This is a genomic window from Romboutsia sp. LXY-2 (genome assembly GCF_056171995.1).
In genome coordinates this window covers 172578-191475 of record NZ_JBKFGI010000004.1, presented here as the reverse complement: position 1 = coordinate 191475, position 18898 = coordinate 172578, and the positions used below count along the sequence as shown (strand labels likewise).

The following is an 18898-nucleotide window of genomic DNA, read 5'->3' as shown; positions in this document are numbered from 1 at the left end:
AATACAAAATTTACCATTTATATAAAGGAGAATATAGTGAGAAGAAGACGTAAAAAAGGATCAGATGAAAAATTATTAAGTTATACTAATTATGTATTAAGAGAAAATATAGAGGAATTAAAAGGTAATTGGCACAAACAGTTTAATAACAATAATCCAATACATGTTGAATTTGGTACAGGTAGAGGTAAGTTTATTACTACACTTGCTAAACAAAATCCTAATATCAATTACATAGCTATGGAACTTAAAGAAGAAGTTTTATTAAAAGCTGTAGAAAAAGCTGATGAAGCTAATTTAAATAACATACTGTTTGTATGGGGAGATGTAAGTAACATATTAAATTATTTTGAAAAAGGTGAGTTATCAAGAATTTACGTTAATTTCTGTGATCCATGGCCAAAAACTAGATGGGCAAAAAGAAGACTTACTCACACAAACTTCTTAAACATGTATAAAGAACTACTTGATAGAGAAGGTGAGTTACACTTTAAAACTGACAATGAAAAATTATTTGAATTTAGTTTAAATGAAATTGCAAGTAATTACTGGCTACTTAAAAATATTTCTTTAGATTTATCTAATAACGAATCTATAGAAAATGTAACTACTGAATATGAAGACAAATTCATGTCATTAGGAATGAAAATATATAGATGTGAAGCTAAGAAGCCTAAATGTTTGTAAATAATGACTAATATGTAAAAAAGCTGTGAATATCACAGCTTATTTTTATGCATTAAAATATACCATTTTTTCGTTTTGTAGCAAAAACGCCAAATACAACGACTAGCGAATAAATACTATATAATGCTATTCTAATAGACTCTACACTAAAACCCATAAATTCAACATTCTCATTAGATTGTGGTAGTACAACTAAAAGAGCAGCAATACCTAATAATAATGGATTTATAACTATTTGTTTATCTGTTCTTAATACTAATATTTTACTAATCCAAACAACAGTTAAGACTATAAAAATAATTTTAAGAAAAAATTCTATGTTGTCGAACATAATCAAAACTCCCCCTTAACTCAGTGGATAATATTTATTATTTCCAAAATAAGTATAAATAATCAACTTATTCCTAAATATCATAACAATCAGTATACACAAAATAACTTACTAATACAATAGAAGATTAAATATAGAAATATTTATTACTAAAAGCGCATATGATTTTATATACATCTTTAAGTAGGGGAGGGATGAACATGAAGTGCTCTTTTTACAAATGGTACTCACAAGCTCTAGGGGCAGCATTAGGTATCATTGCATGTATTTTCGCTTATCTAAATGGGTACATGTTTGTTTATACCAATATAGAAAATAACTTTGACTTTCTTGGATTTGAAGGAGTAATTGCTAGTTATTTACTTCTTCCAATGTGTGTAATTACATTAATATTAGCTGTTATAAGATCATATTCTAATGATACAGATTTCTTTAGCTTTTCTTTTGACACATTAAATAAAGTTTTAGCTATTTTTACTATTATCTTAGGTTTTCTAGGTGCAAAATTGTATTTTATTGTTCCATCTATACTAATTGTAATTAGTTTTATATCTATTACAAAGAATCATAGCATAGAAGAAGAATTAAATTCTACAGATTCTAAAGATAGTTCAGAGACAGTACATAGTAATAAAGACAATAAAGAAGCTTATAGTCCTAATTATGAATTAGAAAATACTAAAAAGTACTTAGAAAAAATTACTTATGATGAAGAAAAAGAAAGTAAAGAAGCTAAATTACTAAAAACTAGAAAAGATATTGCAATTAACTTATTAGGCAAAGGAGCTAACATCAACTTCATAACAGAAATAACTGGATTTTCTTTAGAGGAAATAGATAATATAGTAGAAAATGGTAAAAATAGTTAGTATTTTAGTGTTGAGTTACTCAACACTTTTTATTTTGCTAAAAAACGATATTAGATTTGCTATATTTTTTTATTTTTACATAAATATAAAAAAAACTTCAATATTAATAAAATAGTTATGAAAAATAAAGGTTTTTCTAACTATTTATAGAAATATACTAAAAAATGCCGTTAATAAGATTTATAAAAATATCTTATTACTCAAGGGGGGGATATTGTAATGGAAGTATTAAAGGTTTCATCTAAATCTAATCCTAATTCTGTAGCAGGGGCCTTGGCAGGAGTTCTTAGAGAAAAGGGGAGTGCTGAAATTCAAGCAATCGGAGCAGGTGCATTAAATCAGGCTATAAAATCAATTGCAATAGCAAGGGGCTTCGTAGCTCCAAGCGGTATGGATCTTGTGTGCATACCAGCATTTACAGATATTGAAATTGATGGTCAACAAAAAACAGCAATAAAATTGATGGTTGAGCCTAAATAATGAGTTTTAATAAGATATCCGAGTAAGCATATTGATTAAGATCATTATGCTTATTTTATTTTTTGAATGAATAAATGATTATTATATAGGTTAATATAATATTAAATTACTATATGGGAGGATTTTTATGCAACTAAGACGCGCTGCAGAAATTGTTAATTCAAATAATAACGATGCATCTGTATATTATAAAGACAAACAAGTACATATTATAAGTTTTGATAATAATATTGGTACTGCATATGTTGAAACTGTAAAAGATAATGTAAAATTTGAAGTTGATTTAGAAATGTTAACTGAAAAAAATAAATATGTATAACTAAATAATCCCTTGAAATAAAGGGATTTTTATTGTTATTGTCAATAATTGATTAAAGAGTGGTATATATTAAATGTATATGGTAATTATTTAAGTATAATCTAACTAGTCTTTAAATGTATATTTTGGGAATAGTTAGTATAAAATTTAATATAAATATATTAAAATGCCTTATTTATCATATTCTGGCTATATACATATATAATATAATATTTTTCACTATTTCTATTACTATTCTTTTCTAACTTTAATCTTCAGATCTTTTTATTTTAATAATTCTATTTATAATCTTTATGTGTGTACAGAATTGGTTTTCTCATAACAGATTTATTAAATTTAATATCTATTGTTTATTTGTATATGTTTCTCACTAATGTTTCACAAATTATATTCATTTTACTTATTATCTCTATTAACCAATAATTTTAATCTTATATTCTTAAAACTATCAATCATATACATACTTAATATATTTAAGTCGCCCCACTTGACGACATGTCATTTCTATTTAATTAATAAAGTAAAAATATCATATTCTACAATTAAATAAAGTTGTAACTATTAATTCCAATCTATATCTCTTTACCATATTTATAATATAAGCTTCTACTTGATACTATATTCGATTTTTATGATTATTTAATTTTAAGGAATTGTTGAATCAAAAAAAACAATGTGCTATTTTATTAATTAGAATAAAAATTATTAGGTGGTGATATTTTGAGTGATAAAAAAATGATAAAAATACATAATAAGTCTGATAAACCAGATAATATCGTTTTACGCGACAATGAGATTATTGAAAGATGCATTTCTGTAGAAAGAAAGCTTCCTCCATTTATGAAAGATTACTTTATATATTTAAAAGGCTCTGTTGCCGTTTCAAGCCGTTTGGCTTATTTAGAAGATATATACTTCTTCTGTACATACTTAATCGAAACTAAGGAGCTTACAGAAGCTTCTGATGCTTTAGATATTACATTAGAGGAATTTAATAAAGTTAAAGCTAGAGACGTAAATATGTTTTTAGGTGATTATTGTAGTAGATATTATAAGCATACAGATAAAAGTACTTTGATTTATGAAAATAATAATAGAGCTTTAGCTAGAAAAAAATCATCGCTATCTACTCTATTTAAATTCTTATTTAGAAATCAGCAACTAGAAAATAACATTACTGATGGATTTAATCCAATAAAATTACCTAAGCCTCAACCTGATGCCATAAAACGTCTTGAGATTGATGAAGTTGCAAAAATGCTTGATGCTGTTGATACTGGTGAAGGTTTAACTGAAAAAGAAAAAGTCTATTGGAGAAAAACTAAACTTAGAGATAAAGCTATTTTGGCTTTGTTTGTAACCTATGGTCTTAGATTAAATGAGCTTCGTGAGCTAAATATTTCATCATTTAACTTCTCTAGAGGTGAATTTAAAATTTATAGAAAACGTGGTAAAGAAGTGTTAATGCCAATAAACCAAACTTGTGAATTGGTTGTTAGAGATTATATTTTAAATGAAAGACCTCAAAGTGAAATGTTAAGTGAAGATGTTCAAGATGCTCTATTCCTTTCTTTACAAAATAAAAGGTTAAATCCTAAGGCTATTAGACAGTTAGTAAAGAAATATACATCAATTTCTATGGATACCTCTAGAGATAACGGATATAGCCCTCATAAGCTTAGAGCAACAGCTGCTACTTCCCTAATTCAGACAGGTTTTTCTATTTATGACGTTCAAAATCTTCTTGATCATGATAACGTAACAACTACTCAGTTATATGCAGCACATAAGAAGAATGTTAAAAGAGATATTGTTAATAACTTCGAATGGATTGAAGAGGAAAATGATGAGAATATTTAAAATGCTTCTTTGGAACAAATGTTTGTATTAAAAACCTCAATATGCTACAATATAGGTATACTTTAGATTACAAAAATTAACACAGAAATGAGTGATTATAAATGTATTTAGATTTAAGTAATAAACAAGTCATGATATTAGAGTTTATAAAAGATCAACTTTTACTTAAAGGATATCCACCTTCAGTGAGAGAAATCTGTGTTGCTGTAGACTTAAAATCAACTTCTACAGTACATTCACATTTAAATAAACTTGAAAAATTAGGATACATAAGAAGAGACCCTACAAAGCCAAGAGCTATTGAAGTTTTAGGTAGCGATAGAGGTGAACAAGCTTCTGGTGTAAATCAAGAAATATTAACACTACCTTTAGTTGGACAAATAACTGCTGGTGAACCAATACTTGCACAAGAAAACATTGAAGAATTTATTCCATTTCCTATTAACTTTGTAAAGGGAAATGACAATTTCGTGTTAAAAGTAAAAGGCGACAGTATGATTAATGCAGGAATTTTAGATGGTGACTATGTTATAGTTGACAAGAAAAGTACTGCTTCAAATTCTCAAATAGTTGTTGCTTTAGTTAAGCAAGAATCTGCGACAGTTAAAAGGTTCTTTAAGGAAGATAATATTATAAGATTACAACCAGAAAATGAATTTTTAGAGCCTATAATTTTAGATCCTAATGATGTAGAAATAATAGGTATAGTAACTGGTGTATTTAGAGTTATCAAATAAAAAAGATATGGTTTCCCATATCTTTTTTTATTTGATATTATTAGATTTATGTAATTAAGCTAATTCTAAAGCTATTTCCATCATCTTTGTGAATGCTACTTGTCTGTCATGTGCAGAACACTCTTCTCCAGTGAAAGGACAATCAGATATAGTTAATATACATAATGCATTAACTCCTGCTCTTGCAGCATTCATATATAATGCAGCTGCTTCCATCTCTACACAAAGTACACCCATCTTACTCCAAGTACTTAAGTTATCTAATCCTGCATCACTATAAAATACATCACTAGATAATATATTACCTACTGTTACGTCTGTACCATTATTCTTTGCAACATCTACAGCTTTTTGTAATAAATTATAACTTGCTATAGGTGCATAAGTTCCAGGTAAGTTATATTGATAAGCAAAGTTTGAATCAGTACATGCTCCCATACCTATTACAACATCATGAAGCTTAAGGTCTTTATTGATAGCTCCTGCAGAACCAATTCTTATTAAGTTCTTTACTCCATAAAAATGTATTAATTCATATGAATAGATACCTATTGACGGCATACCCATTCCTGAACCTTGTACAGAGATTTTTCTACCTTTGTAGTAACCAGTATATCCATACATTCCTCTTACTGTATTATATTGAACAACATCTTCTAAAAATGTTTCTGCGATAAACTTAGCTCTTAATGGATCTCCTGGAAGTAAAATTGTTTCAGCTATGTCTCCCATTTTTGCATTATTATGTGGAGTTGGTGTTAATTCTTTACTCATATTATTTCTCCTTAGTTTTAATTCTATTTGTTTATTACATATTATACCACTTTTCATAATTTTTATGGATGAATTAAAAAAAATTCTATAGTAATATTATAAATTCCGTATTCATTTATGAAAATTGCTATTTATTTTCAAGATTTAGTTCATTTTTCATTTTAGTTTAATATATTAATAATAAAATATCTTTTTATTCTAACACCTGTGTACATTCATCAAAGTATATTCTAGTACTTATTTATAAATAAGACTAAGGGGGAATGACTTCTGAGGAAAAATACACAAAAAATAGCTTTCTGTATACTTATACCAATGTTAGTATTTACTTTTGTAGTCACTGTTCGTTCAGAAAATCTTTCAGCAAATGACTCTTCTCAAAATATTATATATCAATATTTTAATTATAGAAATAATAAAGACATTGAATCTATTGAAAAACTTTTATTAAATTGTGAAGATATAGAGGAAATAAAAGCTGATAACAACTATCTTAGAAGTATAAAAATACTGAGCATTAAAGATGAACATAATGAAAGCATAAAAAAAGTATATATAAAAAACAATAACTTATCATCTGATAAAAGCTTCAAGATTTATAAAGTAAGATATGAAGTAACATATGATTCTAGTAGTAAGTTTACTAATAAAAGTGGTGTCTATGATGTTTGGTTTTTTCTAACAAAGAAAAGTTCCAACTCACAATGGTTAATTGATATTGGTGCGGTATAAAAAAAAAGTAGTATAAAAAAGTGACTATTTACTAGTCACTTTTTATTTCTTCATATTAACCTCATATTTAACTTCTACTCTTCTAGAAGCATCTCTATTTATACTTCCATCTTCATTTGTAATAAGTTCAGCCTTTGATCTTCCAATTGCAACTATATCTTTAGTTAATTGTTCTTTATATTCATAATCTCCTATTTCATCTCCAACAATATACTCCACAACCCTATATGCTCTTCTTTGAGATAAATCTAAATTATACATATATGAACCTACATCATCAGTATGACCTTCAATAACAATCTTTGAAACATAATCAGAATAATCTCCATATATTGTTTCTATGTATTTAGGAATAAATACTTTCAGCATATCCTTAGCTTCTTGTTTTAACTGATCGCTATCAACATCAAATAATGTACTATCACCAAAAGTTATATCTCCACTCTTTTCATCAACGTATACTGGAATACCACTATCTTTAAGGGTTTCTTTTACGGAGTCATTTACATTATTGGCTAAATCTTGTTCTACTGATCCACTAATACTTTCTGAGCTAAATAAAATTAAAATAACAACCATTAGAACTGTTGATATTAAATCTGTAAAAGTTGGCCAAAAGCTACTCTTTTCAAAATCCTTATTTACAGTTCTTCTATATTTATTAATCATGTAAGTCATCCTCACTTATCGATTTAATTACTGTAAACATTTTTTTATTTTTATTTAGTTCCATTTCATTATCTATTTCATATATTTCTTCATGATTATATTTTTCATCAGGCCTTGTGTTAATAGCTTCATGAGTTTTTATAGGTTCTTTACTTGATAGACTTAAAGCTTCATTATAGATGTCTACATAGCTAAAAACCATGTCTAATTTGTCTTGTACATCTTTAGATGTTACAGATACAATGTTTGAAAGGTTTTTAATACTATTATCTAGTATTATTTGCTGATCATTTAATTCTTTATGCTTTAATAAAACATTGTCTTCATGTGTTATTAAGTTATCTAATAGGTCTTTTGTATTGCTCTCGTATACAGAAAACTCATTATTTATATTTTCTAGGTAATCTTTTATTTTATTTTGATTATCTGTAGAATCATAAATATTTTTAGTACATTCTTTTATATCCATTAGTATTTCTTTATTAATTTCATCTTGGTCTTCATATTTATCAAATAAATTTGTAAATTTAATGTTCATTATATTAAATTGCTTATCTAATTTTCTTACGCTTTGATCAAAAGTCTTAATAGAGCTTTCAGAACCTTCTATAAGCTGTTTAAGAGTTTCTATTCCACCTATAAACTCCTCATTAAAGTCGTTAAGATCCTTAGATATTTTATCAAATCTTTCTATAGCTTCTATTGACTTACTTATTTGCTTAATAGTATCTTTTACATCTTCTATTTTAGAATCCATTACTTTTGCTTTAGCATGAGTTACTTCAGCAGTTAATAGGTTTTCTATTTTTAACATTAGTTGTATAAGTACATGCTCTGCATCTTTAACTCTTAAGCTTAACCCAAGTAATATAGAAAAAACTATACCAAATATACTTGTAGTAAAAGCAGTTTGCATACTGCTTATTGTTTGAGGCAACGAATTTATTATGTCATTAGTATTTACTGTTAGTAGCATTGTAGATAGTCCAACAAATGTACCTAAGACTCCTAATAGTATACACACTGACGACGCATTTTTTAATGCTCTAATCTTGTCTAGTATATATTTCTTTTTATATGTAACATTTGCAGCTATTTCTTCTGTAAAAGATGATATATTAATTTCAGCATAGCTATTTTCTTCTTTATACTTATTAAATTTTTCTAGGACTTGAGAATAGAAAATACTTCTCCTTTGATGTTCATTGATTTCTTTTAAATACTGATTAATAAATTCATAGATCATTTTATTTTCTACTATCTTAATTATTGAGTAAACTGTAATTATAACTAAAAAAGATACTGTTATTGGATTGCTAATTACTGAAGTAATAAAATTTTCTAACATATTATTCAACTTCATCCCCCCCTACTTTTTAAATTATTTTATTATAATCTATATGTCCTAGCTTAAATTAAAATACAATAAAATTAAAATAATCATATTTTTGTAAAAAAAATAAAGCAGCTGTTAACTACAGACTGCTTTATAAGATACTATTTATATACATTGCCTACATTAAATTATTAGCTATGGGTTTTATCTATAATATTTCCAGATAACTTTGATCTTTTGAGATATTGTAGGGAGTATTTTAATAGTTATTATTCTTAATAAATACTATGATTAGATTGGTAGATGTGTTACATAAATTAGTAATAATTTTACTTTTCTTGACATAGGCTTCTTTGAAAGATATCTAATTTGTCCATTTGTATTTAAATTTTATTTAAGGTAGGTTGGTGATAAATTGAGGTTGTTAAGAGCTTATAGAAGACCTGTTAAACTCGAAGTGTTTACAAGTGTTGGTCTTATTGTTGCAACTATTGCAGCGCTAGTTATATATAATAGTCCTTATCAAGATATATACACATATTATTTTGATAGCATTAAGATAGGCGATAAATTTACTATGCATATGTTTGTTAATGATTTTTTAATGGCTATTTTCTTTTTAGTAGCAGGATTAGAAATTAAACATGAAATACTTCATGGAAATTTATCTACTATAAAGAAAGCTTCTTTCCCTGTAATATCTGCACTCGGAGGTGTGTTGGTACCAGCATTTATCTTTTTAGTCATAAATAGGAACACTCCTTTTTTAAGAGCTGTATGTATACCTATATCAACAGATATTGCTTTTGCCGTTGGTGTGTTTTTTATTTTTAGAAAGAAGCTTCATACTTCATTAAAGATATTCTTACTTTCTCTTGCAGTAGTTGATGATTTGGTATCTATATTAGCAATAGGATTAGTATACTCTATCAATATTGAAACTACTTATTTATTTATAGCGATTTGTATTTTAATTATATTAATTCTAGCTAACAAAATATTTAAGGTTAGAAGTATTACATATTATTTACTTTCTGGTCTTTGCTTATGGTATTTTATCCATTTAAGTGGAGTTCACTCAACAATAAGTGGGGTTTTACTTGCTATGGTTATACCAGCATCCTCCGAACAGGGGGGAAGTTCTTTAGAAAGGCTCCAAAGACTATTAGTTCCAATTAATAGTATAATTATCATACCCTTATTTGCATTTGCGAATACTGGTATTTCATTAGACTTTAGTACAGTAAGTTTTTCAAGTGCCTCTACCCTATCACTTGGAATAATTTTAGGTCTATGTGTTGGGAAACCTCTAGGCATAATGTTATTTAGTTATTTAGGATGTTTATTAGGAATTACAGAAAAACCAAAGAACATTAGTTGGATAGCTGTATTTTTAGTATCCATAATAGCAGGTATCGGATTTACAATGTCAATTTTTGTTTCAGAAGTTGCTTTTATACATAACCTTGTGTTAGTAAATATTGCAAAAATGTCAATTTTACTATCAGCTTTAATATCTGTAATAATAAGTGCGCTTACAATAAATTTATACTATTATTATATAAAATTTAAAAATAAACCTAATCTAAAATATACTAGTAAACTATATATAAGATAAATTAGTGATAAACATATATGCCCCTTGCTAAGGAAAACTAACTATACTATAATTAACAAGTAATTATCATACATAAGGAGACATTTATGAGATTAAATAACTATATTAGCTCGACTGGAATATGTTCTAGAAGAGAAGCTGATAAATTAATACAACAAAGAAAGGTAACAATAAACGGTAAGGTTGCTGAAGTAGGTCAAAGTGTAGAACCTAATGATATAGTAAAAGTAAATGGTAAAAAATTACATCAGAAGAAAAATGATGTTTATATCGCTTTAAATAAACCCGTTGGGATTACTTGTACTACAGAAAGACATATTAAGGGTAATATTATTGATTATATAAATTATCCTGAGAGAATCTTCCCTGTTGGTAGATTAGATAAACCTTCAGAAGGGTTAATAATATTAACTAATGATGGTACTATAGTTAACAAAATATTAAGATCAGAAAATAACCATGAAAAAGAATATGTTGTAACTGTTAATAAAGATATAACTAAAAGTTTTATAGATGGTATGTCAGAAGGTGTACGTATATTTAACCCAGTTACAAACAAGCATGTAGTAACTAATAAGTGTAAAGTTACTAAAGTGAACAGCCGTACATTCAAAATAATCTTAACGCAAGGTTATAATAGACAGATACGTAGAATGTGTGAAGTCTTTAATTACGAAGTTAAAAAATTACAGAGAGTTAGAATAATGAATCTTACTTTAAAAGGACTTCCTACTGGAAAATGGAGAAAGCTTAAGCCACATGAAGTAGAAGGATTATTAAAGTAGTTTACAAGTTTTTTATTTAATGAGTTAGCCTTAAAAGAAAATATAATAAGTAAAACTTATGAGGTTTTAGATTTATATAATTAAAAATGCCAAAAGTAAAATTACTTCTGGCATTTTATTATTCTTTTAACTACTTAATTATTATTTAAAATTATCAACTATCATTGTCATCCAAAGTCATCATATATTCTTTAGCTTCATTACTTTGTCGTAGAACTATATCTAATAAGTCTTGTTGCCATTCTACATACTTTTCTTTATAGTCAAAAGGCAATGTTCTATCAATAATAGACTTATCAATACTCTCCTCTAATATAGCAACTAATTCTTCTCTTTGTTTTACAAATTCACTTAGTTGAACCAAGGCATCTTTATAGTTTTTGTTTTCCATATAAATCACCCTCCTTAGATATAATCTTCTATATTAGATATTTATCTCCTCTAAAAACATATTTTAAACAGTTATAAAATATTCTATATAAAGTATAAATTTAGTTTTATTAAAGTATTACAGTAGCTTATTAATATTTAAATCCTCTACTGTTTTATTCATGCAGCCTAAAGATTGATCTAATGTTTTAGCTTCTTTACCAAACTCACCATGGTCATCACTTCCAGAAGTAATTAGCAAATCATATTTTTTACAAAACTCAACGCATGTATTTGTTATAGACTCATCATGTGTTGGATAATAACATTCGATTCCTTTTATACCATTATTCTTTAAGTCTTTTAATTCTATAATTAGTTCATCTTTTTGTAAAGCCTTATAGTATTCATAAGGATGAGCTAAAACACTATAACCATTAGCCTTTTCTATTTCATCACATACTTCCTTTAATGATGGAAAATCATAAAGTTCATATCCACATCCATATTCTTGATAATATTTAAAGCCATCAAATAGTTTTGTTGTAACTTTTCTATCTAATAAATAATGTAAGCCTTTCCAACCACCATATTTAGGATTATAATTGTATTCTTCAAAGTCTTTAATAGAAACTTTTTCAGATTCTTTTGAAAGATTTATTATTAAATCATCACTCATTTTTTGCATTTCACTATCAGCTTTATTTATTAACCTTAATAGTTCAGGTGTATTTGTAAAGTTATAAGCTAATATATGTAGAACTCTATCTTTATGCCCTACATTTATTTCAACACCTTTTATAGGAATTATATTTTCTTTTATTGCTATACTTTTAAATTCTTCCCAAGAATCAATTTTGTTATGGTCAGTAATACTTATAACCTTAACATTTTTTTCTTTTGCTTTATCAACTACCTCTTTAGGTGTCATAGTACCATCTGAGTAGTAAGTATGTATATGTAAATCTACTAACATAAGCTCTCCTTTTAATTTAATATAAATTTATATAGTTATTTTCTCATGTTAGTTAAATTTTATCAAGTTAATATGATTTAGACATACTGAAATAAAGGTAACTAACATTATATAAAAATTAAGGGACTATTGAAATAATTAACTTTTATTATTTCAATAGTCCCTTAATATAATTTAATACTTATGTATTTTACATATATGTTGTTTCATTTCCACAAGACTTACATCTTTTCATTTCAACTGTAAATGTCTCATTGCTTTCATTTACATCTTCATAAGTTACTATCACATGTTTTCTATCCTTTTCGCAAAGACTACAAAATTGAGGATCTTTCATTTTTTTAGTATTAATTAATTCCACTTAATCAACCACCCTTCAAAATATATTCTTAATAATAGTATTGATTAAGGGGTATATTTTTATACAAATCTAAAAATATTCTATAAAAAATATTTATCATTATATATAGTATTTATTTTAATAGCAATTTATCTAACTTTTTCCTTTAACCTATTGACAAATCAAATTAATATTTGTAATATTGTATTAAGTGATTAATACAATGATATGGAGGTGTATATATGACTATAGAGTTTAATAACAATAAGCCCATATATCTTCAAATAGTAGATATATTAAAGCTAAAAATAATCTCTAAGGAATTATCTCCAGGTTCAAAACTAACGTCAGTAAGAGACTTAGCTTTAGAATTTGAAGTCAATCCTAATACAATGCAAAGGGCATTGTCAGAATTAGAAAGAGATGGTTTAGTTTATAGTCAAAGAACAAGCGGTAGATATGTAACTAATGATGAAGATATAATAAATCATTTAAGAGAGGAAATAGCAAAAGAGGAAATAACATCTCTTTATAATACTCTTATCAACTTAGGCTACAAAAAAGATGAAGTACCAGATATTATAATAAAAACAATAAGGGGGTAACCAAATGGAAAATATCGTGGAAATTAAAAACTTAAGTAAAAGTTACGGAAATAAAGCAGTAATAAAAGATATGAATTTAAATATTCCAAAAGGAAAAATAGTAGGACTTTTAGGTCCTAATGGAAGTGGTAAAAGTACATTAATAAAATTAATTAATGGATTATTACATCAAAATGAAGGTGAATTATTAGTATCAGGTATTAAACCTTCTGTTGAAACTAAGAAAATAGTATCTTATCTTCCTGAAAGAACTTATTTAAATGATTGGATGAAGGTAAAGGATTTATTAGCATTCTTCAATGATTTTTATGAAGATTTTGATATAGATAAGGCGCATGATATGCTAGAAAAACTAAGCATAAATCTTGAGGAAAAACTAAAAACAATGTCTAAAGGGACAAAAGAAAAGGTTCAATTAATATTAGTTATGTCTAGAAAAGCAAATCTATATATTTTAGATGAGCCCATAGGTGGGGTTGACCCTGCTGCAAGAAGCTATATTCTAAAGACTATAATTACAAACTACAACGAAGACGCTACTCTATTGATAGCAACTCATTTAATAAGCGAAATTGAAAGTATATGTGATGAAGTAATATTTATATCTAAAGGAGATATAGTATTACAAGGTAATGTAGATGAAATAAGAGAAGAAAAAGGAAAATCTATAGATACTTTATTTAGGGAGGAATTTAGATGTTAGGAAAATTATTAAAATACGAATTAAAAGCAACGGCAAGGATATTTATTCCTCTATATATTACACTACTTGTAGTAGCCTTAATAAATGGATTTTTTATAAATACAGAGCTTTACCAAGTACAAGGAATTTTAACAATGGTATTTGCAGCACTTATGATAGCAATGTTTGTTATAACTATAATAGTACTAATTCAAAGATTTAGTAAAAATCTACTTGGTGATGAAGGTTATCTAATCTTTACATTACCAGTAAGCTCTACTTCAATATTATTATCTAAGTATTTTGTAGTATTAATATGGACAGTACTAAGTGGCTTAGTAGCATTTTTAGCATTTTGTTTAATGACTATATTCCCTTTAATAAATGAATTTGGTATGGATTACTCTTATTATTTCAATACTTTTATGGATTTATTGAGATCATTAGTAAATGAAGGATTTTTATCATATGTAATAAATATATTATTATTAATGTTCTTAGGATTTTCTGTATTCGTGTTTACTGTTTATTTATCATTATCTATGGGACAATTACCTATATTTAATAAGCATAGAAATTTAGCTTCTTTTATAAGCTTTTTAGGAATAAATATAGTATTTAACTTTATCCAAAATATTATAGGTTCATTTTTATTTGATAATTTAGGAGATCAATTAATGTTATCTTTAGAAGCTAATCCTGTAGAAGGCTTTACTTCTTTAGTAAGTAGTAGTTTTTTAGCTGCTAACATATTTAATTTAGCTACTTTAATAGTATTATTCTTTGCTACTAAGTATATATTAGATAGAAAGTTAAACTTAGAGTAACATATATTAATTAAACAAAAAAGGTTATACAAGTTAAAATAACTTATGTATAACCTTTTTTAATGTAAAATTATATTGATTTAAATTTTAAAATAACTTTAAATAAATCACCATCTATATAAAGTTCCATACTTCCACCTTGTATAGAAGCTAGGTTTTGAGCAATTGATAATCCTAGACCTGAACCTTCTGTGTTTCTAGATACATCGCCTCGTCTAAATCTTTCAAGAAGCTCTTCTGGTTTCATATTTAACCTATGATTAGATATGTTTTTAAAAACTATATTTATATTCTCATCTTCTATATACATATCTATATAAACTCTTGTATTTGCTAATGAGTACTTTAGTATGTTATTAATAAGATTTTCAAATACCCTATACATTCTTTTACCATCTATCATAGTGTATATAGGATCATCTGGTGTATATATTACAAAATCAAGTTTACTTTTTTCTATTTTATCTTCTAACTCCACTATACTTTGAATTAGAAGTTCTTTTATATCTGTTTGTTCTATATTTAATTCTATATCACCACTACTTATTTTTGAAGCTTCAAAAATATCTTCTACTAAGGCTTTAAGTCTTTTAGATTTTCTATCTAAAATATTAATATAATCTTTTATAGTGTCATTATCTAATTCATTGTTTTTTAGAATATCTACATAATTTACTATAGAAGTTAATGGTGTCTTTAAGTCATGAGATACATTAGTGATAAGTTCTGTTTTCATTTTTTCACTTTTTATTTGATTCTGTAGTGCAATATCTAAACCATTAGTAATATTATTAATACTTAAGGCAAGGTTAGATATTTCATCATTCCCTTTTACATCTAGCTGGTATTTTAAGTTACCCTCTTCTATATTTTTAACATTAGATGAAATATAATCTACGTAACTTAGTTTTCTTGATAGCTTTCTATAAATTAAAGCTAAAGATACTCCTATTGGTAAAGTTCCAATGAAGGCATATATAAAAGCTGAACCATTGTAATAATATCCAAATATTTGTATAAATACTATTGAAAGTAAAGTAAAGTTTATTATTATAGTCAAAATAAACCATGCAGCAATTTTTTTATTTAAAGATTTTTTATTTTGCTTATTTATAAATCCTTTTATAAATTTATATACAAAAGATTTCTTATCTAAGTTCTTTTTATTAAAATTAATATAGATAATTATTATATATACTAGTGATAAAATAATACTATTAATAAAAATAAGTATGTTATCAAAAAAGTCTAATGTATTTGCCCATACAAAATATCTAAGAATTATTAATGCTACTACTAAAATTAGTATTGTCTCTAAAGACCTATTAGAAGTGAAGCTTTCTATTTTAATTTCTAATTTTTTAGAAGAATTTCTATTAATATAATAAAGACCTGCAAATATTAAAGTTATAACACCTAATATTATTGCTATTATAATGTAGTCATCTTTTAACTCTGATCCCCACACATTATTAACAGATCCAAAGAAGTAGTATCTAGGAATAGAAACATAGTTATACATGTTACTTCCTCTAAAACTAAATATTACATTAAATAATGTTTCAAAAAGAGCAGATATAAATAATATTAGTATACCTAAAGATATATACTTAACCTTAGAGTTATTAGTAAGGAAGTTTTTCGATTTTATATCCAATACCCCACACCACCTTTAAATATTTTGGATCTTTTGAGTTTATCTCAATCTTTTCACGAATTCTTCTAATATGAACTGCTACTGTCTTTTCGCAGTTATAAGCATCTTCTTGCCATACTTTTTCATATATGTCTCGTGAAGAAAATACAATTCCTTGATTTTCTAGAAGTAGTGTTAATATCTTAAACTCTATAGGTGTTATTTTTATATCTTCACCATCTAAGCTAACTTTTTTAGTTTCTGAATTAAGTTCTAGTCCACCACTTCTTAAAATTGATTTTTTATGAAAATTATTATTTTCATTATTTGTATAATTGTTCATGTTGTTTAGATTAATATACCTTCTAAGCTGGGACTTAACCCTTGCAGTTAACTCTAATGGATTAAATGGTTTTGTTATATAATCATCAGCACCCATATTAAGTCCCATTATTTTATCCATATCCTCTGACTTAGCAGATAATAGTATAATAGGTATATTTTTTTCTTCTCTAATCTTTAATGTGGTCTTAAGACCATCTAGTTTTGGCATCATTACATCCATTATAATAAGCTCTACATTATTTTCCATAAGAATTTCTAAAGCTTCTATGCCGTCATAAGCTTTTAATACGTTATAATTGTCTGGTTTTAAATAAAATTCTATTGCATCAACAATATCTTTATCATCATCTACAACTAAAATATTTTCATTCATAATATCACCCCAAGACAAATTATATCATATTTAGTCAATCCTATAATTCAGGAGTATGAAGTATAGCTTCTACAGACTTGTCATTTACTAAATTATCAAAAGACTTATGGTCAGACTTATATCCTATTCCTTCTCTACCATTTTTTTCATCTACTATCTTATATTGTTCACATGCTTTTTTTACTTTTTCATATTCTTCATTTGTATCTGCTTTATAAACTATCTTTTTACCTAAATCTATTTTGTGAGCAAACTGTGGTTTTACGAAATACTTAGCATCTTTTATTTTTCCAGAATTGTATAAACTTTGAATTACAGATCCATTTTTTATATGTTGTAAATGGTCATCTAATTTGTATGTGTGAGCTACATGTGTTACGCTTTTTAAGTTTTTTTCAAAGTCTAGAGCAACTTTTTCCATTAAGTTAAAGTCAGTTGTATCTGATTTATTTATTTCAGGTAATAGTATTATATTTTCTTTTTTTACACCTAAAGCTTCAACTGAAGCTAAAAACTCATTTTCTCTTAGTTTAGTTTTTTGTTCTCTTGTTAGATTTTTATATTGTTCATATCTATCAAACACTGATATTCCAGAGCCAGTAGATACTTGAACAACATAAACATGATCACTTCCTCGTTCTTTTATAGCCTCTACAATAGCACTACCTGCCCATAATACCTCATCATCTTGATGTTGAGGATAAAAAACAACATTGTCTTTAAATTCTCTTTTTTCGTAATGGCCAAAACTACTAAATCCTGCAACTGTAAGACTTAATATAATTATTATAGGAATAAATAAAATTCCTTTTTTTTGTTTTTTGCTTTTTTCTTTTGCTATAATGTTTGTCATAATTAAATCTTCCCCCTATGAATTCTAAATGTTTTTCTATAAAGATATAATATCAATAAAAATTTACAATGTTTTTTCAAAAATATTAACATTTTATTACATTTTCATCGGAATTATTACGAAATTATTACGAAACTTTTGTATATGTATATAATTTATAAATAAAAAAGTCCAACAATTAATTTGTTGGACTTTTTTATTAAAGCTATTTTAACAAAAATATATATTAAATTATCTTAATAACCTATTATTCCGGTTTCTAAATTATATAATTTTTCAAAGCCTTCCATATCTAGTAAAGTGCACGCAGTTATACTTCTATGGCCACTTCTACAGTACACTACTACATTTTTATCTTTATAATCTTCAATATCATCTAAATTAAACAAAAGTGTAGATATTGGAATGTTTATTGCTCCTGGTATAAATCCTTCTTCAAACTCTTCTTCTGTTCTTATATCTAATAATAAAATATCATCGTCATTATTCATCATATTATTTAACTTTTCTTTATCTATATTAACGTACATACTAATATCTCCTAACCTTAATTATTTACTAACTTTATACCCATAATTAGCTTTAATAATCTAAATAAAAAATAATTAAGATATAAAACGTTAGTTTAAATTTTGTCTCACTGGAAAATATAATTTTATCGATTAATTTTATTAACAATAACAATTAGAGGTGAA

23 protein-coding genes are annotated in these 18898 nt (G+C 26.0%); 12 read left to right on the top strand and 11 right to left on the bottom strand.

The features are described 5' to 3' along the window. Window positions 1–36: 36 nt before the first annotated feature. Window positions 37–687 carry a tRNA (guanosine(46)-N7)-methyltransferase TrmB gene (trmB, locus tag ACI48P_RS09235; RefSeq protein ID WP_475215013.1) on the top strand — a complete coding sequence of 217 codons (651 nt, stop codon included), beginning with the start codon at window positions 37–39 and terminating at the stop codon, window positions 685–687. 52 nt (window positions 688–739) lie between these two features. On the opposite strand, the gene ACI48P_RS09230 is transcribed toward trmB, so the two are convergent. Continuing rightward, window positions 740–1018, bottom strand: a complete 279-nt coding sequence (locus ACI48P_RS09230) for a hypothetical protein (protein WP_475215012.1) — start codon at window positions 1016–1018, stop codon at window positions 740–742. A gap of 200 nt (window positions 1019–1218) precedes the next feature. Between ACI48P_RS09230 and ACI48P_RS09225 the strand changes: the two genes are divergently transcribed. The 5 genes from ACI48P_RS09225 to lexA all read left to right on the top strand — a co-directional run bounded on the left by ACI48P_RS09225 (window position 1219) and on the right by lexA (window position 5283). Beyond that, window positions 1219–1887 carry a hypothetical protein gene (locus ACI48P_RS09225; RefSeq protein WP_475215011.1) on the top strand — a complete coding sequence of 223 codons (669 nt, stop codon included), beginning with the start codon at window positions 1219–1221 and terminating at the stop codon, window positions 1885–1887. A 219-nt stretch (window positions 1888–2106) separates the two neighbouring features. After that, a complete protein-coding gene (locus ACI48P_RS09220) occupies window positions 2107–2367 on the top strand; it encodes a stage V sporulation protein S (protein ID WP_475215010.1) in 261 nt (86 codons plus the stop codon). Between the two features lie 127 nt (window positions 2368–2494). After that, the gene (locus ACI48P_RS09215) at window positions 2495–2686 is read left to right on the top strand and encodes a small, acid-soluble spore protein, H family (RefSeq protein WP_475215009.1); all 192 of its coding nucleotides are present in this window, start codon (window positions 2495–2497) and stop codon (window positions 2684–2686) included. A 717-nt stretch (window positions 2687–3403) separates the two neighbouring features. Then, on the top strand, window positions 3404–4546 hold the full coding sequence (locus tag ACI48P_RS09210; protein WP_475215034.1) for a tyrosine-type recombinase/integrase: 1143 nt from the start codon (window positions 3404–3406) through the stop codon (window positions 4544–4546). A 101-nt stretch (window positions 4547–4647) separates the two neighbouring features. Beyond that, window positions 4648–5283 carry a transcriptional repressor LexA gene (gene lexA, locus ACI48P_RS09205; RefSeq protein WP_475215008.1) on the top strand — a complete coding sequence of 212 codons (636 nt, stop codon included), beginning with the start codon at window positions 4648–4650 and terminating at the stop codon, window positions 5281–5283. Between the two features lie 54 nt (window positions 5284–5337). Here the strand turns inward: lexA and deoD are convergent, their stop codons facing one another. Then, entirely contained in the window at window positions 5338–6057 is a 720-nt protein-coding gene (gene deoD, locus ACI48P_RS09200) for a purine-nucleoside phosphorylase (protein WP_475215007.1), read from the bottom strand. A gap of 315 nt (window positions 6058–6372) precedes the next feature. On the opposite strand from deoD, the gene ACI48P_RS09195 reads away from it, so the two are divergent. Then, window positions 6373–6789: a DUF4829 domain-containing protein gene (locus tag ACI48P_RS09195; RefSeq protein WP_475215006.1), complete on the top strand. Its 417-nt coding sequence runs from the start codon at window positions 6373–6375 to the stop codon at window positions 6787–6789. A 42-nt stretch (window positions 6790–6831) separates the two neighbouring features. On the opposite strand, the gene ACI48P_RS09190 is transcribed toward ACI48P_RS09195, so the two are convergent. Further along, a complete protein-coding gene (locus tag ACI48P_RS09190) occupies window positions 6832–7458 on the bottom strand; it encodes an OmpA family protein (RefSeq protein ID WP_475215005.1) in 627 nt (208 codons plus the stop codon). After that, on the bottom strand, window positions 7451–8821 hold the full coding sequence (locus tag ACI48P_RS09185; protein ID WP_475215004.1) for a MotA/TolQ/ExbB proton channel family protein: 1371 nt from the start codon (window positions 8819–8821) through the stop codon (window positions 7451–7453). Before ACI48P_RS09185 ends, ACI48P_RS09190 begins: the two co-directional genes overlap by 8 nt. A 388-nt stretch (window positions 8822–9209) precedes the next feature. On the opposite strand from ACI48P_RS09185, the gene nhaA reads away from it, so the two are divergent. After that, window positions 9210–10412 carry a Na+/H+ antiporter NhaA gene (nhaA, locus tag ACI48P_RS09180; protein WP_475215003.1) on the top strand — a complete coding sequence of 401 codons (1203 nt, stop codon included), beginning with the start codon at window positions 9210–9212 and terminating at the stop codon, window positions 10410–10412. Window positions 10413–10498: 86 nt separating this feature from the next. Next, entirely contained in the window at window positions 10499–11197 is a 699-nt protein-coding gene (rluF, locus tag ACI48P_RS09175) for a 23S rRNA pseudouridine(2604) synthase RluF (RefSeq protein ID WP_475215002.1), read from the top strand. Window positions 11198–11351: 154 nt separating this feature from the next. Here rluF and ACI48P_RS09170 read toward each other — a convergent pair whose 3' ends face one another. The 3 genes from ACI48P_RS09170 to ACI48P_RS09160 all read right to left on the bottom strand — a co-directional run bounded on the left by ACI48P_RS09170 (window position 11352) and on the right by ACI48P_RS09160 (window position 12903). Beyond that, window positions 11352–11588 (bottom strand): hypothetical protein, encoded by a 237-nt coding sequence (locus tag ACI48P_RS09170; RefSeq protein WP_475215001.1) that lies wholly within the window; start codon window positions 11586–11588, stop codon window positions 11352–11354. Window positions 11589–11705: 117 nt separating this feature from the next. Beyond that, entirely contained in the window at window positions 11706–12542 is an 837-nt protein-coding gene (locus tag ACI48P_RS09165) for a PHP domain-containing protein (RefSeq protein WP_475215000.1), read from the bottom strand. Window positions 12543–12732: 190 nt separating this feature from the next. Beyond that, on the bottom strand, window positions 12733–12903 hold the full coding sequence (locus tag ACI48P_RS09160) for a hypothetical protein (RefSeq protein WP_475214999.1): 171 nt from the start codon (window positions 12901–12903) through the stop codon (window positions 12733–12735). Between the two features lie 221 nt (window positions 12904–13124). Between ACI48P_RS09160 and ACI48P_RS09155 the strand changes: the two genes are divergently transcribed. From ACI48P_RS09155 to ACI48P_RS09145, 3 genes are read left to right on the top strand one after another with little or no spacing between them, the layout of a single operon-like run. Continuing rightward, window positions 13125–13487: a GntR family transcriptional regulator gene (locus ACI48P_RS09155; RefSeq protein WP_475214998.1), complete on the top strand. Its 363-nt coding sequence runs from the start codon at window positions 13125–13127 to the stop codon at window positions 13485–13487. Window positions 13488–13491: 4 nt separating this feature from the next. Continuing rightward, the gene (locus tag ACI48P_RS09150; protein ID WP_475214997.1) at window positions 13492–14190 is read left to right on the top strand and encodes an ABC transporter ATP-binding protein; all 699 of its coding nucleotides are present in this window, start codon (window positions 13492–13494) and stop codon (window positions 14188–14190) included. Continuing rightward, a complete protein-coding gene (locus ACI48P_RS09145) occupies window positions 14184–14996 on the top strand; it encodes an ABC transporter permease (RefSeq protein ID WP_475214996.1) in 813 nt (270 codons plus the stop codon). The genes ACI48P_RS09150 and ACI48P_RS09145 overlap by 7 nt, the downstream gene beginning before the upstream one ends. 70 nt (window positions 14997–15066) lie before the next feature. On the opposite strand, the gene ACI48P_RS09140 is transcribed toward ACI48P_RS09145, so the two are convergent. The 4 genes from ACI48P_RS09140 to ACI48P_RS09125 all read right to left on the bottom strand — a co-directional run bounded on the left by ACI48P_RS09140 (window position 15067) and on the right by ACI48P_RS09125 (window position 18733). Further along, window positions 15067–16653 carry a HAMP domain-containing sensor histidine kinase gene (locus tag ACI48P_RS09140; RefSeq protein WP_475214995.1) on the bottom strand — a complete coding sequence of 529 codons (1587 nt, stop codon included), beginning with the start codon at window positions 16651–16653 and terminating at the stop codon, window positions 15067–15069. Next, window positions 16622–17350: a response regulator transcription factor gene (locus tag ACI48P_RS09135; RefSeq protein WP_475214994.1), complete on the bottom strand. Its 729-nt coding sequence runs from the start codon at window positions 17348–17350 to the stop codon at window positions 16622–16624. Before ACI48P_RS09135 ends, ACI48P_RS09140 begins: the two co-directional genes overlap by 32 nt. Window positions 17351–17390: 40 nt before the next feature. Beyond that, window positions 17391–18203 carry a PIG-L family deacetylase gene (locus ACI48P_RS09130; protein WP_475214993.1) on the bottom strand — a complete coding sequence of 271 codons (813 nt, stop codon included), beginning with the start codon at window positions 18201–18203 and terminating at the stop codon, window positions 17391–17393. Between the two features lie 236 nt (window positions 18204–18439). Beyond that, window positions 18440–18733, bottom strand: a complete 294-nt coding sequence (locus tag ACI48P_RS09125; protein WP_475214992.1) for a rhodanese-like domain-containing protein — start codon at window positions 18731–18733, stop codon at window positions 18440–18442. Between the last annotated feature and the right edge of the window lie 165 nt (window positions 18734–18898).

Coding starts and splice junctions, on each gene's coding strand:
- ACI48P_RS09165 (WP_475215000.1), bottom strand. CDS start 12,542: ATGTTAGTAGATTTACATATACATACTTACTACTCAGATGGTACTATG.
- ACI48P_RS09145 (WP_475214996.1), top strand. CDS start 14,184: ATGTTAGGAAAATTATTAAAATACGAATTAAAAGCAACGGCAAGGATA.
- ACI48P_RS09170 (WP_475215001.1), bottom strand. CDS start 11,588: ATGGAAAACAAAAACTATAAAGATGCCTTGGTTCAACTAAGTGAATTT.
- ACI48P_RS09220 (WP_475215010.1), top strand. CDS start 2,107: ATGGAAGTATTAAAGGTTTCATCTAAATCTAATCCTAATTCTGTAGCA.
- ACI48P_RS09230 (WP_475215012.1), bottom strand. CDS start 1,018: ATGTTCGACAACATAGAATTTTTTCTTAAAATTATTTTTATAGTCTTA.
- ACI48P_RS09155 (WP_475214998.1), top strand. CDS start 13,125: ATGACTATAGAGTTTAATAACAATAAGCCCATATATCTTCAAATAGTA.
- lexA (WP_475215008.1), top strand. CDS start 4,648: ATGTATTTAGATTTAAGTAATAAACAAGTCATGATATTAGAGTTTATA.
- deoD (WP_475215007.1), bottom strand. CDS start 6,057: ATGAGTAAAGAATTAACACCAACTCCACATAATAATGCAAAAATGGGA.
- ACI48P_RS09130 (WP_475214993.1), bottom strand. CDS start 18,203: ATGACAAACATTATAGCAAAAGAAAAAAGCAAAAAACAAAAAAAAGGA.
- ACI48P_RS09185 (WP_475215004.1), bottom strand. CDS start 8,821: ATGAAGTTGAATAATATGTTAGAAAATTTTATTACTTCAGTAATTAGC.
- ACI48P_RS09190 (WP_475215005.1), bottom strand. CDS start 7,458: ATGATTAATAAATATAGAAGAACTGTAAATAAGGATTTTGAAAAGAGT.
- ACI48P_RS09225 (WP_475215011.1), top strand. CDS start 1,219: ATGAAGTGCTCTTTTTACAAATGGTACTCACAAGCTCTAGGGGCAGCA.
- ACI48P_RS09125 (WP_475214992.1), bottom strand. CDS start 18,733: ATGTACGTTAATATAGATAAAGAAAAGTTAAATAATATGATGAATAAT.
- rluF (WP_475215002.1), top strand. CDS start 10,499: ATGAGATTAAATAACTATATTAGCTCGACTGGAATATGTTCTAGAAGA.
- ACI48P_RS09135 (WP_475214994.1), bottom strand. CDS start 17,350: ATGAATGAAAATATTTTAGTTGTAGATGATGATAAAGATATTGTTGAT.
- ACI48P_RS09195 (WP_475215006.1), top strand. CDS start 6,373: ATGTTAGTATTTACTTTTGTAGTCACTGTTCGTTCAGAAAATCTTTCA.
- ACI48P_RS09215 (WP_475215009.1), top strand. CDS start 2,495: ATGCAACTAAGACGCGCTGCAGAAATTGTTAATTCAAATAATAACGAT.
- ACI48P_RS09150 (WP_475214997.1), top strand. CDS start 13,492: ATGGAAAATATCGTGGAAATTAAAAACTTAAGTAAAAGTTACGGAAAT.